21 protein-coding genes and 1 tRNA gene are annotated in these 19959 nt (G+C 35.7%); 12 read left to right on the forward strand and 10 right to left on the reverse strand.

Going from position 1 to position 19959, the window contains the following annotated elements; genetic code table 11:
• Positions 1 to 7 precede the first annotated feature (7 nt).
• Positions 8 to 997 carry a protease SohB gene (gene sohB / locus RICGR_RS01820; RefSeq protein ID WP_040615098.1) on the reverse strand — a complete coding sequence of 330 codons (990 nt, stop codon included), beginning with the start codon at positions 995 to 997 and terminating at the stop codon, positions 8 to 10.
• Positions 998 to 1148: 151 nt separating this feature from the next.
• Here sohB and ccmA point away from each other — a divergent pair, with 151 nt between their 5' ends.
• From ccmA to ccmC, 3 genes are read left to right on the forward strand one after another with little or no spacing between them, the layout of a single operon-like run.
• On the forward strand, positions 1149 to 1784 hold the full coding sequence (gene ccmA / locus RICGR_RS01825; protein ID WP_006035183.1) for a cytochrome c biogenesis heme-transporting ATPase CcmA: 636 nt from the start codon (positions 1149 to 1151) through the stop codon (positions 1782 to 1784).
• A 53-nt stretch (positions 1785 to 1837) separates the two neighbouring features.
• Entirely contained in the window at positions 1838 to 2473 is a 636-nt protein-coding gene (locus tag RICGR_RS01830; RefSeq protein WP_006035222.1) for a heme exporter protein CcmB, read from the forward strand.
• Positions 2474 to 2515: 42 nt separating this feature from the next.
• Positions 2516 to 3247 (forward strand): heme ABC transporter permease CcmC, encoded by a 732-nt coding sequence (gene ccmC, locus RICGR_RS01835; protein ID WP_006035096.1) that lies wholly within the window; start codon positions 2516 to 2518, stop codon positions 3245 to 3247.
• Here the strand turns inward: ccmC and RICGR_RS01840 are convergent.
• Positions 3237 to 4328, reverse strand: coding sequence for a hypothetical protein (locus RICGR_RS01840; RefSeq protein WP_006035718.1), 1092 nt, complete (start codon positions 4326 to 4328; stop codon positions 3237 to 3239). The genes ccmC and RICGR_RS01840 overlap by 11 nt on opposite strands.
• 207 nt (positions 4329 to 4535) lie before the next feature.
• Here RICGR_RS01840 and kdsA point away from each other — a divergent pair, with 207 nt between their 5' ends.
• From kdsA to RICGR_RS01855, 3 genes are read left to right on the forward strand one after another with little or no spacing between them, the layout of a single operon-like run.
• Positions 4536 to 5369, forward strand: coding sequence for a 3-deoxy-8-phosphooctulonate synthase (kdsA, locus tag RICGR_RS01845; RefSeq protein ID WP_006034832.1), 834 nt, complete (start codon positions 4536 to 4538; stop codon positions 5367 to 5369).
• A gap of 6 nt (positions 5370 to 5375) precedes the next feature.
• The gene (gene eno / locus RICGR_RS01850) at positions 5376 to 6683 is read left to right on the forward strand and encodes a phosphopyruvate hydratase (RefSeq protein ID WP_476705460.1); all 1308 of its coding nucleotides are present in this window, start codon (positions 5376 to 5378) and stop codon (positions 6681 to 6683) included.
• Between the two features lie 31 nt (positions 6684 to 6714).
• Positions 6715 to 6993, forward strand: coding sequence for a septum formation initiator family protein (locus tag RICGR_RS01855; RefSeq protein WP_275113647.1), 279 nt, complete (start codon positions 6715 to 6717; stop codon positions 6991 to 6993).
• Here the strand turns inward: RICGR_RS01855 and RICGR_RS01860 are convergent.
• Complete coding sequence (locus RICGR_RS01860; RefSeq protein WP_006035137.1) at positions 6990 to 7718, reverse strand: helix-turn-helix domain-containing protein; 729 nt, start codon at positions 7716 to 7718, stop codon at positions 6990 to 6992. The two genes, RICGR_RS01855 and RICGR_RS01860, sit on opposite strands and share 4 nt — an antisense overlap.
• 479 nt (positions 7719 to 8197) lie before the next feature.
• Between RICGR_RS01860 and RICGR_RS01865 the strand changes: the two genes are divergently transcribed.
• A complete protein-coding gene (locus RICGR_RS01865; protein ID WP_006035303.1) occupies positions 8198 to 8686 on the forward strand; it encodes a response regulator in 489 nt (162 codons plus the stop codon).
• A gap of 46 nt (positions 8687 to 8732) precedes the next feature.
• Here RICGR_RS01865 and lolD read toward each other — a convergent pair whose 3' ends face one another.
• From lolD to udk, 4 genes are all read right to left on the reverse strand, one after another.
• Complete coding sequence (lolD, locus tag RICGR_RS01870) at positions 8733 to 9437, reverse strand: lipoprotein-releasing ABC transporter ATP-binding protein LolD (RefSeq protein ID WP_006035308.1); 705 nt, start codon at positions 9435 to 9437, stop codon at positions 8733 to 8735.
• A complete protein-coding gene (locus RICGR_RS01875) occupies positions 9430 to 10683 on the reverse strand; it encodes a lipoprotein-releasing ABC transporter permease subunit (protein ID WP_006035270.1) in 1254 nt (417 codons plus the stop codon). The genes lolD and RICGR_RS01875 overlap by 8 nt, the downstream gene beginning before the upstream one ends.
• 107 nt (positions 10684 to 10790) lie before the next feature.
• Positions 10791 to 11603 (reverse strand): enoyl-ACP reductase FabI, encoded by an 813-nt coding sequence (locus RICGR_RS01880; protein WP_006034878.1) that lies wholly within the window; start codon positions 11601 to 11603, stop codon positions 10791 to 10793.
• The gene (udk, locus tag RICGR_RS01885; protein WP_050764061.1) at positions 11584 to 12252 is read right to left on the reverse strand and encodes a uridine kinase; all 669 of its coding nucleotides are present in this window, start codon (positions 12250 to 12252) and stop codon (positions 11584 to 11586) included. The genes RICGR_RS01880 and udk overlap by 20 nt, the downstream gene beginning before the upstream one ends.
• 367 nt (positions 12253 to 12619) lie before the next feature.
• Between udk and RICGR_RS01890 the strand changes: the two genes are divergently transcribed.
• The 3 genes from RICGR_RS01890 to RICGR_RS01900 are packed head-to-tail and all read left to right on the forward strand — an operon-like array spanning position 12620 to position 15497.
• The gene (locus RICGR_RS01890; RefSeq protein ID WP_006035037.1) at positions 12620 to 14536 is read left to right on the forward strand and encodes a heme lyase CcmF/NrfE family subunit; all 1917 of its coding nucleotides are present in this window, start codon (positions 12620 to 12622) and stop codon (positions 14534 to 14536) included.
• 11 nt (positions 14537 to 14547) lie between these two features.
• Complete coding sequence (locus RICGR_RS01895) at positions 14548 to 15069, forward strand: DsbE family thiol:disulfide interchange protein (RefSeq protein WP_006035829.1); 522 nt, start codon at positions 14548 to 14550, stop codon at positions 15067 to 15069.
• A gap of 11 nt (positions 15070 to 15080) precedes the next feature.
• Positions 15081 to 15497: a cytochrome c-type biogenesis protein gene (locus RICGR_RS01900; RefSeq protein ID WP_006034852.1), complete on the forward strand. Its 417-nt coding sequence runs from the start codon at positions 15081 to 15083 to the stop codon at positions 15495 to 15497.
• Between the two features lie 25 nt (positions 15498 to 15522).
• On the opposite strand, the gene RICGR_RS01905 is transcribed toward RICGR_RS01900, so the two are convergent.
• Complete coding sequence (locus RICGR_RS01905; protein ID WP_006035039.1) at positions 15523 to 18111, reverse strand: coiled-coil domain-containing protein; 2589 nt, start codon at positions 18109 to 18111, stop codon at positions 15523 to 15525.
• Positions 18112 to 18637: 526 nt separating this feature from the next.
• Positions 18638 to 19303 carry an Rpn family recombination-promoting nuclease/putative transposase gene (locus RICGR_RS01910; RefSeq protein ID WP_275113648.1) on the reverse strand — a complete coding sequence of 222 codons (666 nt, stop codon included), beginning with the start codon at positions 19301 to 19303 and terminating at the stop codon, positions 18638 to 18640.
• 32 nt (positions 19304 to 19335) lie between these two features.
• Between RICGR_RS01910 and RICGR_RS01915 the strand changes: the two genes are divergently transcribed.
• The gene (locus RICGR_RS01915; RefSeq protein ID WP_006035397.1) at positions 19336 to 19503 is read left to right on the forward strand and encodes a hypothetical protein; all 168 of its coding nucleotides are present in this window, start codon (positions 19336 to 19338) and stop codon (positions 19501 to 19503) included.
• Here the strand turns inward: RICGR_RS01915 and RICGR_RS01920 are convergent.
• Complete coding sequence (locus RICGR_RS01920; RefSeq protein ID WP_240992189.1) at positions 19495 to 19641, reverse strand: hypothetical protein; 147 nt, start codon at positions 19639 to 19641, stop codon at positions 19495 to 19497. The genes RICGR_RS01915 and RICGR_RS01920 overlap by 9 nt on opposite strands.
• Before the next feature lie 186 nt (positions 19642 to 19827).
• Here RICGR_RS01920 and RICGR_RS01925 point away from each other — a divergent pair.
• Positions 19828 to 19904: transfer RNA gene (locus RICGR_RS01925), tRNA-Pro, on the forward strand.
• Positions 19905 to 19959 lie beyond the last annotated feature (55 nt).

Consider the following 19959-nt stretch of genomic DNA (forward strand, 5'->3'; position numbering starts at 1 on the left):
ATACCGTTTATATGAAGTTCATTTTATGGAGCATAGCGTGTAGTTGGCCTCTTAATTTTTCACTGACTGATTTCTTAGTTTGATAGTGACATTCATAAATTTCAGCAGTATCTTCTTCAGCCAATTGATTTAAATAGTCATCACTGGTTAAAAGCGCATCGACTAAATGGAGCGCTAAAGCATCTTTTGCAAGCCAATGCGCCCCGGTTGCGACTTCGTGAATATCAATTTTTTTTCGATTGGATTGGATAAAGGACTTAAATAAATGATGAATTTCTTCCAGATCCGCTTGGGTTTTTTCGCGTGCTTTGGACGTGTTCTCACCAAAAAGGGTCAAGGTTCGTTTGTATTCACCGGCGGTTAATAACTCAAAATCAATATCTCTTTTTTTTAAAAAACGATGAAAATTAGGGAGCTGTGCCACGACACCAATCGAGCCAATAATTGCAAATGGAGCGGCCAAAAGTTTATCAGCGACACAGGCCATTAAATAACCTCCACTCGCTGCAATTTTATCAATGGTGATGGTGAGAGGAATATGTTTGTTTTTTAATCGTTGTAATTGTGAAGCCGCTAACCCATAAGGTGCCACCATTCCTCCAGCACTTTCTAAACGTAACACGACTTCATCCTGTGGGGTGGCTACTTGAATCAGTGCGGTGATTTCTTCGCGGAGATTGTTAACGGCATGGGCTTTGATGTCTCCTTGAAAATTTAAAACAAAAACCTTTTTTTTCAATTGATTAGCATTTTTCTTTCTTTTCATTTTTTGTTCTTTCGTATATTTTCTGAATGCCTTCTTGGTGAGAATTTCTGCATTTAAAGTTTCAGAAAATTCTTGAAACTTTTTATTAAGCTTTTGGATACACAGTTTATCTTTGTTTTGCTCCTTTGCTTTGCGAGCAATCGAAAAAATTCCGGCGGTTGTTATTAAAATAGCAAGAACAAAAGAAAATAGTTTCGCTAAGAAGATAAGATATTCAAAAATAAAAGACATCATAATTGACCTTTTAAGTCATGTAGAAAAGGAATAATATAGCCCAGGCGAGGCGATCGTTACAATATGATTGAACGCATTGATAAAAAATGACATGAAATCGCAAGTTTTATTTGAAAAGCGTAAATGCTTATTACTCAGGGACTGAAAAATGTTAACAGCAAAAGGACTTTCTTATAGGCGTCATAACAAAACCCTCTTTAAGCAACTTAATCTTCAACTTTTTCAGGGTCAAGTGCTCCATATTGTGGGTTCCAATGGCGCCGGTAAAACAACGTTATTAGAGCTATTAACCGGGCTACGAAGACCTTTAACCGGAGAGGTGATGTGGAAGGGGGTTTCAATTAAAGAAAATAATGTGAACTTTACTGAAGAATTACTCTATATTAACCACCGGTTGGGTATGAAATCGGCACTGACTCCAATTGAAAATCTTTACTTAGAGGTGATTCGACGAAATTTAATCCCCACCCAACCTAAACAAAAGATATTTCAAATGATTTATTCTCTATTAGAACAAGTCAATTTAAAACAGTGTGCGAAAAGAGTATTAGCACAACTTTCTCTCGGTCAACAACGACGGTTGAGTTTAGCACGTTTGTTATTGATTAAAGCCGATTGCTGGATTTTAGATGAACCGTTTACATCGCTGGATAAGCAAGGGACTCAATTACTGATTTCTTTAATGGAAAATCAAAGTAAGCGAGGAGGGATCATTATTTTTACAAGCCATCCTATTGCGCATTCATTCAATAGAAAAATAAAAAAAATTTTTTTAGATCAATGATACGTAGTACTCGTTTTTTTTTAAAATTATACAGGAATATAGGGTATGAATTAATGGCCCTTTTTCGCTGCTATCAAGAACTAATACATCCTTTTTTATTTTTAGGTATCATCATTATTTTATTTCCATTAGGGATAACGTGTGATCCGCTTTTGTTAAAAAAAATTTCAGCGGGCATTTTTTGGGTAATTATCTTATTTTTAGTATTACTGATGTTAGATCAACTTTTTAGAAATGATTGGAAGGAAGGCGCTTTGGAACAGCTCATTTTATTACCCCAGCAACTGACTTTACTCGTATTTGTTAAGTTATTTGTTTTTTGGCTTGTCATTAGCGTGTCTTTACTGATTATGGTGCCCATTTTGAGTATCAGTTTGTTTATTCCCGTTGTGGCTTTAAAAACACTTTACTTGACCATTTTACTGGGAACGCCGACATTAATTTTTTTGGGAGGGATAGCACGCACGTTAACGTTAGGTCTTCATCAAAGTAGCTTGTTGGTTATATTAATCATTATTCCTTTCTATATCCCCGTATTAATTTTTGCAAGTAGCGCCATTCATTTAACCAGTATGGGATTGCCTATGAAGGGTGCTTTAGCGTGGCTAGGTGTCCTCATGATTCTGAGCGTGAGTTTATCTCCTTTTATCATTAGTAAACTATTACGGTCGGGTATTGTGTTTTCATAGCTCTCTTTTTTCTGATTGTTCTGATTTTAAAGGAGTACTCACATGGAAAAAATAAAAAAAAGGAAAAAGCTTTCTCAATTTATAGCCGCAAAACATTTTTATCGATTGTCCAACTATTTAGTGCCATTTTTTGTAGTCACGTTATTGCTTTGTGGTTTTTATGGTGTAATGGGCGGTTTATTTTTAGCACCAGCTGATTACCAGCAAGGCGATGCGTTCCGTATTTTATATATTCACGTACCGAGTGCGTTTTTGTCTTTATTTATCTATTTGATCATGGCTATTTTTTCAGGAATTAGTTTAATTTTTCGTATAAAATTAGCTGAATGGATTGTCTCTGGTAGCGTTTTTTTAGGGATGTGGCTTACTTTTTTAGCCCTATTTACAGGAAGTGTTTGGGCCAAGCCCATGTGGGGAGCATGGTGGGTTTGGGATGCTCGTTTAACTTCAGAACTTATTTTATTATTTTTATATGTAGGCGTTATTGCGTTATATGTTGCCATTCCTGAACGTCATATGGCGGTGCAAACCACAGCGGTATTGATCTTATTAGGGTTAGCGAACCTACCCATTATTCATTATTCGGTGTATTGGTGGAATACGCTCCATCAGGGTGCGACGATCCACTTTTTAAGTCCTTCGTTAATAGAGCATTCTATGCTTTATCCTTTGTTAGCGATGATAATGGCTTTTATGAGCTTTTATGTGGTTATTCTATTGCTCAATATACGTTGCAAAATATTAGAACAGCATTTAAGCGATATTAATCAATGAGCAGCTCCGAAAAAGGCTTCGAATTTTCCAATAGCGGTGGACGAATTTTGTTTTTCCAAAAATGATTGATGTTGCTCGATGTGATCGTCGGCAACTCAGTTATTTTTTTCATATCGAATTTTTTAATATCAAAAACAGGTGCAGTGTTTGGTTTTGTGTTGGATAAGCTCGGATAAAGGGGGAAAAAAGTGATCTCGTTTTTTTGTTGATGTGGTTTGAGCGTATTCTCTATCTTCAATGGATGAGGCAGGTTTACCGAATGACCCACTGTGGTTAATTCGAATAAACAAAAACAATAGGCCCATATTTTCTCGATTCTATCCGCTGAAAAAAAATCCTTTGTTGAAGAAGCTTCAGCGTGTTCTTGCAAAATTTTCCAAAAAATTGAAAAATTTTTCTTGACAAAAAGATCTAACGCCCCCTCGTCGGGTAAATTTTTTACAAGTATAAGGCTAAATAAAAGGCTGACCATTTTAGTAAAGTTTTCATCCGTTTTACAATAGTTTAATGTATTTTTAGAGTCACGAGACTTCGTTTTTTTATTTAATTCATTAATCCCCATGCGTATAATGCCGCCTAATATCGCTAAGGGAGGAAAAAGAAATCGGATCAGATAAGTGAATAGTGAAAACAGCTCAGCCGGTTTGTTTAATGCGAGTGAAAAATTTTCACCTTGATCGGAACTGATCACCAATAATCTATAAAATTTTGATCGAAATTCATTATAACTCAGTTGAAAAACATGCGCTAAGATCGGATTTTTTTGAATGGCGTAGATGCAAAAATCAACTTTCTGGGTTTCATAATGGAGATATAAGAGATTAAAGTAAACTAAATGAATATACATTTGCTTCGCGAATTCTTCAATGTGATAAGCAGAACGCTGAGAAAGATGCGAATCGATAAGATGTTGCTTATTTGTTGACTCGACACGAGGAGGATGTATTCCATTTTTTTGATCAACCGTATGAAAAATGAGTGCATTAAGTTTTTTTCCGCTTTTTCGGGAGATTTTTTTCCATAAACTCGTTTTTATCTTTTTCTTATAATGAGAAAAAAACCTATTTAGACGTAAAGACATCAGATCGAACCTTATTATTATTTTTTTATATAGTAACACTAAATTAATTTTTTAAAAAATTTTTTATACGTTATAAAAATAATTTTTTCAAAACGTTCATGATACCACTTCCAAATACGTTCAAACATTTTTTAAAGAAAGATTGCCCACTAGGACTTCAATTCGTTTACGCGTAAACTATACTGTTTTGATTCCCTATGGATGATTATGAAATTACTGAATTTTGAAGTGGGGCTTGATCAGCCGTTATTTCTTATCGCCGGCCCGTGCGTTGTGGAAAGCGAACAATTAGCGATGGACACGGCAGGTTCTCTAAAAGAAATAACGGATAGCTTGAACATTCCCTTTATTTATAAATCTTCTTTTGATAAAGCAAACCGCTCTTCAGTAAGGAGTTTTCGTGGTTTGGGGCTTACGGAAGGGTTGCGTATTTTAGATAACGTAAAAAAGCAATTGGGCGTTGCTATTCTGACCGATGTTCACGAAGATACACCATTGAATGAAGTATCTCATGTCGTTGATGTGTTACAAACTCCCGCTTTTTTATGTCGACAAACTAATTTTATTCAAAAAGTTGCAGAGCAAGGTTTGCCGGTTAATATTAAAAAGGGTCAGTTTCTGTCTCCGTGGGAGATGCACTATGTTGTTGAAAAAGCACGTCAAGTCAGTGACGCGCTGATCATGGTGTGTGAACGAGGCGTGACATTTGGCTATAATAATCTTATTTCAGATATGCGTTCACTGGCTATCATGCGAAAAACACACTGTCCCGTTATCTTTGATGCAACCCATTCAGTACAATTACCGGGCAGTCACGCGGGGGTGTCTGGAGGACAACGTGAGTTTATACCTGTTTTAGCGCGTGCTGCGGTTGCAGCTGGAATTTCAGGCCTTTTTATGGAAACCCATCCAAAGCCTGAAAAAGCGTTAAGTGATGGACCTAATTCGTGGCCTTTAAATAAAATGGCCAAACTTTTAGAAACATTACAAGCATTAGATAAAGCCGTAAAAAAAACGAATTTAATAGAAACTACACTGTAGGTCGATGTGATGACAAAAATTACTGAGATTAATGCGTATGAAATTTTAGATTCACGCGGTAATCCGACCATTACTGCTGAAGTTATTTTGGATTCAGGTTTAAAAGCTGATGCAAGCGTGCCTTCTGGCGCGTCGGTAGGTTCAAAGGAAGCATTCGAGTTAAGAGATACTCAACGCGTGGATCGTTACCATGGTAAGGGTGTTTTAGGCGCGATTCAAAACGTCTTAGGACCCCTACGAAATCATTTAATTGGAAAAAATATTGATAAGCAGTCTCAATTAGATAACCTCATGCGAAAATTAGACGGTACGGACAATAAGTCAAAATTAGGCGCGAATGCTATTTTGAGTGTTTCGCTCTGTTTGCTGAAAGCGGCTGCTTTAGCGAGTCGTCAAACACTTTATGCGCATATCGCGGAGCTTATGGGAAAAACGGATAAAAAATACATCATGCCCGTCCCACAAATGAATATTATAAATGGAGGAGTTCATGCCGATAATGCGTTAGCCATACAAGAATTTATGATCTTACCACTCGGAGCCCCTACGTTTAGTGAAGCACTACGATGGGGAGTGGAAATTTTTCATTGTTTAAAAGCGTATTTAAAAAAACAGGGATTGAATACGAATGTAGGCGATGAAGGCGGATTCGCGCCGAATTTCCAAACTCACCAAGAAGCGATTGAGAGTATTTTAGAAGCCACTCAACAGGCAGGCTATCAACCAGGGGGCGATATCTATCTCGGTTTAGACGCAGCGAGTAATGAATTTTATGTGAATGGAAAATATTGTTTAGAAAATAAAACATTGGATACAGAAGCGTGGGTTCGCTATTTAGAGAATTTAGTGAAACAATACCCTATTATTAGTCTAGAAGACGGTATGGCAGAATCCGATGAAGCGGGTTGGATCCACTTAACACAGCAGCTGGGCAGAAAAATTCAATTGGTCGGTGATGACTTATTTGTAACCAATTCAACGTTATTGAAACAGGGAATCCATAAAAAATGTGCTAATGCCATTCTCATTAAGTTGAACCAGATTGGCACAGTGAGTGAAACCTTAGCGGTTATTTCACTGGCGAGGCACGCAGATTATGCAACCATTATTTCACATCGATCAGGTGAAACAGAAGATACCAGTATTGCTGATTTAGCCGTTGGAACAGGTGCAGGTCAGATAAAAACAGGCGCTTTATGTCGTACTGATCGAACGGCTAAATACAACCGTTTGTTGCGAATTGAAGCAGAGCTTTCAATTCAGAATCAGGTAGAATATGCCGGTACCCAATTTTTCTCGCGTTTTTTAATTTAATTCAATGAAGCCATTGATTATTATTTTAACCATGCTTTTTTTAAGCTTACAATACAAGCTGTGGTTTGTGAGAGAGGGCGTGTGGCAAGTGCATCAACTGAAAAAACAAATTGCTTCTCAAGTAAAAGAAAACAGGCAATTAAGTCAACGTAATCATGCAATGGTTACCGATATCTCCCATCTGAAGTCCGATGAAGCGGCACTGGAAGCGCATGCTCGACATGACCTGAATATGGTAAAGCCGAATGAATTATTTTATATATTAGTCGATAAAATACCTGAAAAGAAAAAAAAAGAACGATTGTATTAAAATTTAACAGGTTTCCATATTCGAATAATTGGGGCTAAGGATACGACACTGATGTTGCGTAAAGGAGGAAATTCGAGCGAGGTCTCTGAGTTAATAACAAAAAGATCAAAGCTTTCAGCAGCGTGTGCTATTTTTATGCGTCTAATGATGAGTTCTTTATTCTTAAGTTCAACGATACAATCGGCACCATGAGCAAGTTCCTTATTTTTACCGGTTAATTTTTTTCCAGCGACTAAATCGCCTGGATTGTAAAGTGGTTTCATACTTTCATTGTCCACAGAGCAGATCAAATGCTCAGGGTAATTTTTTTTAAAAATCGCTAATTCTTCTTTAATATCCTTATTTTCTATGGAGTAATGTGGTTTTTTCTCATTAATAAAATTTTTAGATAAGGATTTAAATTTTTCATAATTGAGTTTAGAAAGCTTACTGGAATCGATAACGCAAGGTGCTTCACCATATCCTGTGAGTAACCAAATGGTTGAACAATCTATCCCCTCTGCACCGATTGCTTGACAGACTTTTCGTGCACCACGTTCAGAAAGATTGCTATAACCTTGTTCCCAATAATTAATAGTGGTTGTACCTAAATTACAAAGTTGAGCAAACTCTTTCATTGAAAGATGAGACATTTTCCGTAAATACTTGAGCCGTTGAGCACGTTCTTTATTAATCAGTTGATCACTTGACTTTTTTTCTTTAGTCGATTTACGATTTTTATTCATTACCTTCCTTTACTAAAGTTGACAAATATTATCTATTTAGATAATATTTGGTCGTTATAAGAGACTCATTCATAGAGATAGTTCTTTAATCAAGGTGTTTTATTTATGTAAATTTTTTTGTATTTAAATAGCTTAATAGCCTTCATTTAAATAGGTTAATAGTACCGATTAAGATAAATTGTCTTAAAAATCCCTTATTAAGGATTTTTATAGATTAACCCAATTTTTTGGTTAATAATTAACCATAATCTATTATATTTTGTAAAAATGCATCTTTTTTTAAGAACACATTAAATAACAAAGGTGTATATTAACCATATTTAACCAAATTTGACACCTAACCCTTGTTATTCTATTAAACATATCACTTTTTGAAAAGAGTTACATTTTATAGTTTAATTTTTAATTCATTTAAAAAAAAGTATAAGGTGCGTATGAAAGAATTATTAAGTCATTGTTAAATTATAGGGAGAAGGACGATGTCCATTTTAAAACTACGAACCCATCTCGTTGAGAAAATTAAATCATTTGGAAATAATTTTCATCCGATTTTTAAAAACGCTACTGAAGAAAATTTATATAAAAGGATAGATCAATCCAGTCGAATTTTATCAATAGATGATAATAAAATTTGTCAGAAGATTAATGTTAATCAACTTCAGAAGTGGGGTTGCTTTGTAGAATGTGTCTATTCTGCCCGTCAAGCATTAGAAAAATTGTCTTCTCCTTACGAAATGATACTTTTAGATCTTAATTTACCGGATTGCAGTACGGATATTTTTATTCATTTGATTCGTAGTGATGAAGGAAATTGTAATCACAAAGCGCCTATTGTCTTAACAAGTAGTTGGTTGAATGATGCTTATAAAAAACACTATTTAGCATTAGGCGTTAATGAAGTCTATATAAAGCCAATGAACGAGAAAGATTTTGAAAGAATTCTACAAAATTATAAGATGATTAATTAAAGAAGATAGCTTTAGCGTACGATGAATAAAAGAATGAAAATTTTTGTTAAACGGTAGCGATTAATTGGCCATCTTCTATACGTAAAATTTTGTCTAATCGGTTCGCAAGTGCGTGATCATGTGTCACAATGACTAAGCTGGTATTAAATTCTGCATTAAGCTCAAGTAAGGTCTGGTAGACTTGCTCAGCGGTATAGCGATCAAGATTGCCTGTGGGTTCATCCGCTAATAGACAAAGCGGATTATTGATCAATGCTCTTGCAATAGCCGTGCGTTGACGTTCGCCTCCCGATAATTCACCGAGCTTATGATGTTGACGATGTGAAAGTCCCACTTTTTTTAATAAAGTCAGTGATTTTTTCTCAGCAAGTGTCGGTTTAACGTGAGCGAGTAGTAAGGGAATACATACATTTTCGAGTACGGTAAACTCGGGTAATAAGTGATGGAATTGATAAATGAAACCAAGATACCGATTACGTAAATGACTGCGTTGATTTTCTGTTAATTCAGCGAGATTTTGTCCTGCCAGAAAAACTTCACCGGAACTGGGTTGATCTAAACCACCTAATAAATGCAAAAGCGTACTTTTTCCTGCGCCTGAAGGACCAATGATAGCAATACGATCACGTGCATAGACCGAAAAATTGATAGGTTTAAGGACATTGACGTAGAGAGAACCATCATGGAACGTTTTACTTAATTGAGAGCAACTTAAAACCGGTAGGGTTGGTTTGGTCGCTAATTTATTCATAACGGAGTGCCTCTGCAGGGAGTGTTCGTGCAGCCTTTAACGCGGGATAGAGCGTAGCTAACAAACTCATACTCAGCGCCGCGATACAAATATGAATGATATCCGCTGTTTCAATTTTTGAAGGCAATTTGTCAACGAAAAAATAAACATTCGAAGCAAGAATTTGCACGTGAAAGGTATGTTCAATAAAGCTTAAGAGAGCGCTCACTTGAGAAGCGAGGCCAATTCCAGCGATTACGCCCAATACAGTGCCCACGAAACCAATCACACAGCCTTGGATCATAAAAATACTTAAAATGGTTCCTGGTGTTGCCCCTAAGGTACGCAGAATAGCGATATCAGATTGTTTATCCGTGACCACCATCATTAATGATGACACTAAATTAAACGCTGAAATAGCAATGAGTAATAATAGGATAAAAAACATCATTCTTTTTTCTAAAGAAATAGCATAGATCAAACTTCCAAACGTATGGGTCCAATCCAGTGCCGTATAAGTCGGGGGTAATAATTGATTCAGTGCACTGGAAACCTGTGGTGCAGCAAAAAGATCATCCAATTTTAGTCGTAAGCCGGTTACACCTTGATTTAATTGAAACAATGTTTGTGCATCTTTTAATGCGATATAAGCCATGCTTGTTTCAAAACCAAAACTTCGACCCACACGAAAAATTCCACTCACCGTAAACGTTTTAAAACGAGGGATAAGACCAACCGGTGTTAAGCTGACACGAGGTGTGATGATATTGACTTTATCGCCAATTTGAATCCCTAACATTAAGGCTAATTCTTCACCGAGTACAATGTTGTAATGACCCGGTTCTAAATTAAAATGACCTTCTATTATTTTATGAGGAATTTCAGAAACATTTTTTTCTAGATGAGGAAGTACACCGGTTATCATAATCGGATGAGATTGTCCTTGATCGACGAGCATCCCTTGTCCAGAAACGTAAGGAGCACTCGCAATGACATGTGGTTGATGAGATATTTTTCGAATTAATGACGTCAGTTGAGTAATCGGTTCACCCTGGGTTGTTGTGATAGTGACTTGCGTTGCCATATTAAAGATACGATGGGAAATCGCATCATCAAAGCCGTTCATAACGGACAAAACAGTAATTAACACCATGACGCCCAATGCAATACCAATCATTGATGTCAGTGAAATAAACGAGATAAAATGATTGCGCTTCTTTGCACGGGTATAACGCAAGCCGATGTATAAAGCGATAGGACGAAACACTAAAAAAACCTATTCTATTACATTTACATTGTTGATGTAATATACCATTCAGCGGGAAGAATGCGAATTTTTAGGACAAAGAAAAAATAGGATGATCATCGTGAATGTCAAATGGAGGAGGTTTTTGTTGAATGATCCATAGCGACGATCGCATGAAATCCACCGTCAACATGCACAATTTCTCCGGTAATGCCAGAAGCCATGTCCGAACAAAGGAAAGCAGCTGTATTACCCACTTGCTCTATGGTCGTGTTTTGGCGCAGCGGTGTAACAGCAGCATTATACGCCAAAATTTTTCGAAAACCTGAGATGCCCGATGCCGCTAGCGTACGAATCGGTCCTGCTGAGATAGCATTGACACGGATGCGTTGAGGCCCTAGGCTGTTCGCAAGATAACGAACATTGGCTTCTAAACTTGCTTTCGCTAAGCCCATAATATTGTAATTTTGCAGTGCTTTTTCAGCACCTAAGTAGCTGAGTGTTAAAATAGCGCCTCCGTGGGGAAGATTTTTCATCATCGGAAACGCGGCTTTGGCTAAAGCGCCTAAACTGTAACTACTAATGTCATGTGCGATCCTAAATCCTTCGCGATTTATATTTTCAAAATAATCGCCTTTTAATTGATCGGTCGGTGCATACGCAACGGAATGAATTAAACTATCCAGCCCATCCCAATGGACATTCAGTTGTTTAAAAAGTTCAGTAATATCGCTGTCTCGGCTCACATCACAGGGAATCACGATATCCGAGTTAAAATCCTTATTCGCCATTTTTGTGACACGATCTTTTAATTTCTCACCTTGATAGGTAAAAGCAAGCTGGGCGCCTTCACGATGCATTGCTTCAGCAATACCATAAGCGATGGACCGATCACTGGCTAAACCAACGATTAATGCGCATTTATCGTTTAACAGACCCATGGTTTCCCTCTTTGTTTTTAAGGCTAAAATGATTTAATAGTTCGCGGATTTTTGCTTTGATAAGTTCAATGGCAATTCGATTTTCCCCTCCTCGAGGAACAATGATGTCTGCATAATGCTTTGAAGGCTCTATGAATTGAGAATACATCGGACGAACCGTTTGTTGATATTGCCTTAATACGGCTTCAATATCTCTTCCTCGTTCAATGACATCACGCTGGATGCGGCGGCTCAAACAAACATCTAAAGGGGTATCCATATAAATACAGATATCCATCAATTCTCTTAAATTAATTTCAGCAAAAAGTAAAATGCCTTCTAAAACAATAATGTTATGCGGTCCTAGACGTCGTGTTTCTTGTTCACGAATATGCAACGTATGATTATAAATAGGAATTTCTGCCGATTGGCCCGCTTGTAATTGTTTAAGATGTTCGATAAGTAGGTCGTGATCGAATGCATCAGGATGGTCATAATTATTTTCTAAACGTTTCTCAAAAGCAAGGGTGCTGTTATCTTTATAATAAGAATCTTCGGAAATAACAGCAACTTGCTCAGAGCCTAATTCTTTGACGATGGTATGGGCCAATAAACTTTTACCCGAAGCTGAAGCGCCGGCGATACCGATGATGATACAACGTTGCGTCATAGGTTTTTCGTATTTAATAAATGTTCGTAAGTTAGCAGGTTTTTTAAAAAAGGTAAATGGCGCCAACGTTCCTATAAAATGAATACAGGGATCATGAACCAATAAAAGGGATTGAAAATCACTTTATGAACACGATTTGTCGTTTGAAAAATGTTTCATCGGATTTTAAATTTATTGATCGCTTTATTTTCTTATACACTAAAAGACGATACTATAGTGCACTTCGAATAGCGATTTTTATTTTTAAGGAGAGGAATAATTGAACAGCAAACTATTTTTATAAGTTTTATTGAGTTATTTATATCGAAAATAGTTCCGAAAAAATAAAATAATTAATAAAATCATTATCAAACAAAGGAAGTTTTCTGTGACAGTTTCGTATGCGTTATTGCTTAGCGCTTTTTTTCTGGCGCTATTCCAAGGTAGTTTTTCTTTCGTTCGAATAAATCAAAAGGCAGAACAACAAAAAAGATTTAAATGGATTAAAACGATCACGTGGGTACAATTTATATGCATTGCCGTTGCGGTTGTCAATTTAACCTATGCATTTTTAGTCAATGATTTTTCTTTTATCTATGTCGTCCAAAATTCGAATACCCACTTGCCTTGGTTTTATCGTCTGTCTGCGGTATGGGCAGGGCATGAAGGCTCAATTTTATTATGGGTATTTATTTTAAATTTATGGACAGTGAGTGTTCTTGTTTTCAATGAATCCATGGAGTTGGAACGACTGACCTCAGTTTTATCGGTGTTAGGATTTATTAGCGCTGGCTTTTTATTATTTCTATTGACACTGTCGAATCCATTTAATTTAACATCAGAATTGATCCAGGATGGACGCGATTTAAACCCATTACTGCAAGATCCTGGTTTAATCATTCACCCGCCGTTACTTTATATGGGCTATGTCGGTTTTTCAGTTAGTTTTTCTTTTGCGATTGCGGCATTACTCAGCGGTCGTTTCGAAAAAAAGTGGGCGGCCGCTATGCGGCCCTGGACGTTAGCTGCGTGGTGTTTCTTAACGTGGGGAATTGTTTCAGGAAGTTGGTGGGCTTATCGTGTATTGGGGTGGGGAGGCTGGTGGTTTTGGGATCCCGTAGAAAATGTTTCACTATTACCGTGGCTTTCTGGTACCGCTTTAATTCATTCCTTGTTCGTGGTCGAAAGACAAGAATTATTAAAAACGTGGGTGATATTGCTTGCCATAATAACGTTTGCATTCAGTTTAATCGGCACATTTATCGTGCGTTCTGGCGTTTTAATTTCTGTTCATGCGTTTGCGGTCGATCCCTGGCGAGGGGTCTTCATGTTAGGGTTATTCGTCGTATTCATCGGATCGGCCTTAAGTCTTTATGCGTTTAGAATACAATGCTTTCAACAATCCATGACCGCGTTTCATTGGTTTTCGCGTACAACACTTTTAATCCTCAATAACGTTCTACTCAGTGTGATGGTGTTTACCATATTATTGGGTACGCTGTATCCCTTAATCATTGAGGTTTTAGGTTTGGGAAAGCTTTCAGTGGGAGCGCCTTATTTTAATTTGGTATTAGCGCCATTTGCAGTTTTTTTACTTTTTTTTATGGGCTTATCTTCCTTAACTTCCTGGAAGCATCAAACCCACTATCACCTAAAAAAGATTCCCAATCGATTACTCGGTTCGGTGAGTATAAGCATTATTTTAATGAGTCTACTGAGTCGAAAATTTCCTTGGCAAGTATTCATTGGCTTAACGTTGGCTATTTGGATTGTTTTAAATACGATACCCTTGTTAGTGGAATCCTTTAAAAAAAAATTAAGTGTCAGAACGATTTTGAAAACACAAGGCGCTATGATGATCGCACATAGCGGCGTTGTTATTGTGGCCATAGGAATCCTTTTAAGTAGCTATTATAGTCGGGAACGAAATGTGGGGATGAGCATCGGAGACAGTTTGTTACTGGCCGGTTATCATTTTAAATTACACCATGTGGAGAGTTTGCAAGGACCCAACTATACAGGTGCGGTTGCGCATATTCAGATGAATCATCAAAAAAAACCTATGCTACAGCCTCAATTGCGTTATTATCCCATAACCAATGTTATGATCAGTAAACCCGCAATCGCTGCTGGGTTTTGGCGCGATTGGTATGTCTCTTTGGCAGAGCCAAAAGGAAAACAGACCTGGGTCTTACGTTTTTATTATAAACCCTTTGTACGTTGGATTTGGATGGGGGGGATTGTTATGCTGCTGGGTGGTTTATGGGCTATTGTTTTGAAACGTTATCCAGCACGGTTTAGATAATGGTGCGTGCAATGATTTCGCTTATTGTTTTATTGACGCTGGTTTATTTTTTATGGCAAGGTTTAGAGAACGATCCTTATCGTTTACCGTCTCCTTTAATCAATAAACCCTTTCCTGAGTTTGCAGCGCTTGATTTACAAAAAAATCATTCGATATTACGAAAAAAAATATTTTTGAATCAATGGACATTGTTGATGGTATGGTCGAGCTGGTGTTTAACCTGTGTGCAAGAACAATCGCTGTTATTAAATTTGAAGAAAAAGAATGCAATATCTATATATGGTTTAAATTATCGTGATGAACGAGAACAAGCAAAACAATGGTTAAAACACTATGGTAATCCATTTCAAAAAATTATTTTTGACCCGGAAGGGACATTGGCGATCGACTTAGGCGCGTATGGTGTGCCAGAAAGTTATTTAATTGATCCCAACGGAATTATTCGTTATAAACACATAGGCCCTTTAAATGGGGCCATTTGGATAGAAAAACTGCAACCTTTTCTTAAACAGAGAGAACATCGGTTCATGTGAGTGTTAATGACATGTTACAAGAAATAGTTAAAAAAATAGGATTAAGTCGTTTATTTTATATCTTCATTCTTTTTCCTTCGTATGTTTTTTCAGAGGTCAGTGAAACCTATTCGTTTTCCTCTTTGCAGCAGGAAACTCAATTTGAAACCATTCTTCATGAAATGCGTTGCTTGGTGTGTCAAAATCAAAGTTTAGCCGACTCCAATGCACCGCTTGCAAACGATCTGCGACGACTCATTTATCAACATCTTCAAGAAGGAAAATCAGCCCATCAAATAAAAAAATATTTAGTGAGCCGTTATGGCGAATTTATTTCATTTAAACCTTTTTTTTCATGTAAAAACATGGGTTTGTGGTTGTCGCCATTTATTTTATTGGTTATTAGCCTACTTTGGATATTATACGTAATAAAACGGAATGTATTATAAATGACGTGATAAACCGCGTAGACCACTAGGGTTTAAATAAATCTTTATTTAATAATTTTTCAATAGAATTATCCTCCATTGAAAAGGAAGTAGATAATTGCTTAAACCAATCTGGAGCTAACCAATTTTCAAGTGAACTATAAAGCTGTTCAAGCGATTGGTTCGTCTCTTGATAGAAAGAATGAACCTGCGTGTGTCTTAAATAGGGTTTAGTTGATTTTTTGCGTTTAATTAAATCATAAATTTCTACAAAAAACTTAAGGTTAATGAGGATTCGTTCATAATAAGATAAATTTTCAGGCTCCAAAGGCATTTTATTCAGTAATGTTCGCAGTTTTTTTATACCATCAGGGACTTTTTTTCGAAAGAAGCCCCAACCTAATCGATTCCATTCAGGACTATTGACGCTACTTTTTAAATGATTTAACTGAGTGTTAAATTGATTAAGGAAAAGCTTTTGGGATTGTGAGAAAAAAATCCAATGATTATTAGGGAAATCACTAACGGTCTTTAAAAGTAATTCTTCGGTTTCTTTTGCCTTTTTTTTAAAATTTAGTCGTTCGATTTGAGTTAAAATAAGATCAGTTTCCCTTTGATTAAATCGAATTTCTTTTTCATTTATTAATAGCCGTTCTTTCCAATGATAAGAATTTTTCGTTTTAATAGCTTTCAATTGATCGTCAAGTTCAGCTTTATATTGCTCTGTTAAAAATTTATTGGTGTTAGAGCACATTAAATAATAGGTTAAATTTTCTTTGCATTGATTTATTTGGATACTTAATTTAAAATGGTCATTGTTTTTTTGATATCTTAATAAATAATCTAATTGTGTTTGGTACTGTTTAACGTGTTCATTGTATTCATTAAGTTCTTTCTCAAGCATAATTAAACAGTTCAGTTTACTGACCATTTTATTATCGGATAACGTTTCCCATAATTGTTGATCCCCTTTAATAGAATCTATTTTTTCTTTACATTCATTTATCTGATGAATTAATTTTTTTTCTTCATTTAGCAATTCATAGTTAATTTTTTTTTCGTTAAGCGTATTAATATTTTTTTCTAAAATTTCTTTTCTTTTCTTTATCAGAGCAATAAACAACGCTTTCAATTGAGTCGCATGGGTTGATAAAAACTTAATTAAGCCCTTTTGGTTTTTTATCAGCTGCTTGCTCATTGACAGTAACTCAGAATCACATTCTTGCTTTAATGTGTTTTCTTGTTTTAGTATTTCTTTTTCTAATTCTTTTGGATCAATAACCTCTTTTTCTTTCGATGTATTTTTTTGATTTAACGCATCTTTCTGTTTCAGTACCTCTTTTTGTTTCAGTGCCTCGGTTCGTTCTTTATTGAGCAGTAAATTTGAATTTAATTGGTTACACAAACGGGATAAAATATCGTTATCATCAAAAAGAATGAATTGAATAGATTCAAGAAAGGTTTCTAATAAAACAGCGATTTCATTTAAGCGAGCTTTTATATGGGCAAGTTTTTTTATTTTCGATAACGCTTTTTCTTTAACCGTTTCTTCTTGATGAGTATTAACCTTTTTCTTCTTATCATCATTTTTATCACTATTCTTTTTATTAGATTTTTTTAATGGTTTTTCTAACGATTCTTTATAAATCGCTATAAAATTAATATTTTTTAACTGAATGACTAACTTGTGTCGCTTGCGTTCTAATTTTAGTTGCGCGTGTATGGTTTTTAATAAATCTATCGAATCAATGGTTTTTCCTAATTCACCCAGCTTAAAGTGTTCTATTTCGTCATTTGAAATTTGTCGTTGTATTGATTTTATATCAAAATTTAATAAGCTATCAAAAAAAGTGGCTTCATGATTGATGTTAATGTGTACGTTACTCAAGCTTTGTTTTGTCACTTTTAAATTTTCTTCTTGTTCAGCAATTTCTTTTTCAAAATCTCTTGCTTGTTCATATTTAAATTTCTCAAGATCCTTGACGCGTTGCGCTAAAGGTAATATTGCTTTTTCAGGAATTATTTTTTCTTTCTGATTCATCAAAAAAATTTTTTCTTTTTTTAAATGATTTAATCTAAATCGCAAATTAGCTTCATTTTCATCCCAATGAATAAAATAAATTTTATCGTCTAAATTCTTTATTGAAACTAAGTATTCCTGATAGTAATTTAATAACGAACGATAATTTTCAAAAATTTTTTCAATGAAAAAAAGAGTAATAAAATCTAATGAAGATTGATTGAGGGTTAATTTTTTTAGTATGAGCAAAAATTGGATTATATTTTTTTCAAGCGTATTCGATTCAGATAATTTATTTTTTAATGAAGGCAATAAATGGGCTGACAAAAATGAAGTGTCATGTTGAGATAAATAAAGTAAGCGCGAATAATTTTCATCAAACCAATTGTGTAAGCGACTTGATTCACATGGAGTGGTTGGATTAATTTGGGCTAAAGTATCACTGACAGTTGAAGATGTCGCCGAAATAAAAGAAATAGGTTGATTAGGCGACGCCACAGTTTCTGAAGTCAAATTATAGTCATTCGAATTAAAAACCGAATGCGTTGATTTAATGCAACCTTCTAATGGCTTAGGGTTAGATTCAGTGGATGTATTTAAGATTGTTTCTGTCATTCAATCGCTCCCTAATTCGATAAAAAATGTTACTTTCAAAATAATTTTTTAAAAATTTGATAAACGGATATGGAATTTTTTATCATTATAGTTTAACAAGTTTTTTTAGATTTCAAAAATTTTTTTATATGAACCATGGTTATTATGAGTAACAAAACAAAATAGGATATGATCAAGCAACGCGTACTCGCTGAAAAAACGTAAAGTGGATAGAATCCATTGTCCAGACCTTTCAATAGTGCGGTTAACTTCGTTATTAAATATAAATAAACTTTTTTATGATAAAAAAATATTACTACTCTTAACTCTTAGGAAGTCTAATGGATGGATAGCCAGTTGTGCGTGGAAAGCATCTTTACAAGAAATCAATGTTCTTGTTTGCCAGATTTACACTTCCAAGCTAAACAATGGGAATCATGCCCATCATTTTTATAACGTTCCCTTGTGCGTTCTTCATTAAGAACAATAATTTTTTCGTGTCATTCTGAAGGAATTCTAACGGATGCGTGAGTAGATCTTTTAAAGATTAATCCTCTAAATTCAATAAATCTTGATCAGAAAGCCCTGTAACGTCTTTAATATATCCACGATCAGTTCCTTTCGCCAGCATTCTCTTCGCAATCTTTAAATCTTCTTCGTACCGACCTTGCTGTAGACCTCTCTGTAGACCTTGCTGTTCAATTTTATGTGCAACACTCATAATATCTTCCTCATAGATGCGAATTGTTTGTAACTGTTCAAGGAGCATTTTAACGTTATCCGTATCGGTCTCTCGAAAGGTATAATACAGTAACGTTTGGCATTGTTCACGGGTCAGATACCCCTTTTTAAGCTCGCCGATGATATGCTCTATCCCATCTTGGATATCGCGATTGAAGGCCGCATACTTTTGAGCAAAATCGAGAATTGCTATACTCCCATGGCCTCGTATCGCATCGTCTGACAGCGCGGTGATATCAATAATAGGATACGGTCTTAAGTAAATCTTTTCAGCAATTGTTTTATTTTTTCCGAAGCAATCAAAAATATTCCCCGTGTAAGGATACGGCGTCACTTTACCGCGATAGTATAACATCGCCACGACAATCGGCAAAAAGGCATGTCCTTGTTTAAGATGTTGATCCATAATGGCATGCACATAGCGCGCGATTTTAAACGGGGTCATTTTATCCGGCGTTGTTTCGTGTTCAATTAACGGGGGCGAGCTATTGCGGAGTTAAACGTTTGGAACAAGCATGCAAGCAATTAGATGATTATATTTGCGAAAAGGGTCCTTATGAACAAGCGAGTATACTTTATCGACACTTGATTCAAGAAATGGAGGCGAGGCTGCACAAACAGTGTGTGAAGAATATCTTAAATAGTAAAAATTTAATTTATTATTTACGATAAATTGGAATAGTGATAAGGAGAGCGCTTAAATTCCATCAAATTACTACGACTGATGCCAGGGTTCTGATGGTAATCTTCTATAGAAAGATCATACATGCTAGGTCGAAAGGCTTTCTCAGACGCTATAATCTTCAGCATAAAACCTCCAAGCCTTTCTTCTTCATTAGCTGCAATATAAGCTTGTTTGTCTTCTTTTTTTATAAAGCGCAATCAATGCAATAAACCACATGAGCATTTTGTGAGGGTTACTAAGATTCTAGGAGCTAGCTGAATGCTTTTAAAACTGATAGAATTTGGCGCGTTTTTGGTAATTTTTCTAAAATGCGGGGTGTAGCTCAGCTTGGTAGAGCACTAACTTCGGGAGTTAGGGGCCGGAGGTTCGAATCCTCTCATCCCGACCAGTTTTTTAGTAAAAAATAACAGGATTAAGTTTATAAAAAAATTGAAATAAGATAA

The organism is Rickettsiella grylli (genome assembly GCF_000168295.1).
Classification (GTDB): domain Bacteria; phylum Pseudomonadota; class Gammaproteobacteria; order Diplorickettsiales; family Diplorickettsiaceae; genus Aquirickettsiella; species Aquirickettsiella grylli.

Excerpts from the sequence above, each read along its gene's own strand:
- RICGR_RS01900 (WP_006034852.1), top strand. The coding sequence starts at position 15,081 with ATGTTACAAGAAATAGTTAAAAAAATAGGATTAAGTCGTTTATTTTAT.
- lolD (WP_006035308.1), bottom strand. The coding sequence starts at position 9,437 with ATGAATAAATTAGCGACCAAACCAACCCTACCGGTTTTAAGTTGCTCT.
- RICGR_RS01920 (WP_240992189.1), bottom strand. The coding sequence starts at position 19,641 with ATGCTGAAGATTATAGCGTCTGAGAAAGCCTTTCGACCTAGCATGTAT.
- RICGR_RS01905 (WP_006035039.1), bottom strand. The coding sequence starts at position 18,111 with ATGACAGAAACAATCTTAAATACATCCACTGAATCTAACCCTAAGCCA.
- RICGR_RS01880 (WP_006034878.1), bottom strand. The coding sequence starts at position 11,603 with ATGGGTCTGTTAAACGATAAATGCGCATTAATCGTTGGTTTAGCCAGT.
- RICGR_RS01860 (WP_006035137.1), bottom strand. The coding sequence starts at position 7,718 with ATGAATAAAAATCGTAAATCGACTAAAGAAAAAAAGTCAAGTGATCAA.
- ccmA (WP_006035183.1), top strand. The coding sequence starts at position 1,149 with ATGTTAACAGCAAAAGGACTTTCTTATAGGCGTCATAACAAAACCCTC.
- RICGR_RS01865 (WP_006035303.1), top strand. The coding sequence starts at position 8,198 with ATGTCCATTTTAAAACTACGAACCCATCTCGTTGAGAAAATTAAATCA.
- RICGR_RS01855 (WP_275113647.1), top strand. The coding sequence starts at position 6,715 with ATGCTTTTTTTAAGCTTACAATACAAGCTGTGGTTTGTGAGAGAGGGC.
- ccmC (WP_006035096.1), top strand. The coding sequence starts at position 2,516 with ATGGAAAAAATAAAAAAAAGGAAAAAGCTTTCTCAATTTATAGCCGCA.
- udk (WP_050764061.1), bottom strand. The coding sequence starts at position 12,252 with ATGACGCAACGTTGTATCATCATCGGTATCGCCGGCGCTTCAGCTTCG.
- RICGR_RS01830 (WP_006035222.1), top strand. The coding sequence starts at position 1,838 with ATGGCCCTTTTTCGCTGCTATCAAGAACTAATACATCCTTTTTTATTT.
- sohB (WP_040615098.1), bottom strand. The coding sequence starts at position 997 with ATGTCTTTTATTTTTGAATATCTTATCTTCTTAGCGAAACTATTTTCT.
- RICGR_RS01840 (WP_006035718.1), bottom strand. The coding sequence starts at position 4,328 with ATGTCTTTACGTCTAAATAGGTTTTTTTCTCATTATAAGAAAAAGATA.
- kdsA (WP_006034832.1), top strand. The coding sequence starts at position 4,536 with ATGAAATTACTGAATTTTGAAGTGGGGCTTGATCAGCCGTTATTTCTT.
- RICGR_RS01895 (WP_006035829.1), top strand. The coding sequence starts at position 14,548 with ATGATTTCGCTTATTGTTTTATTGACGCTGGTTTATTTTTTATGGCAA.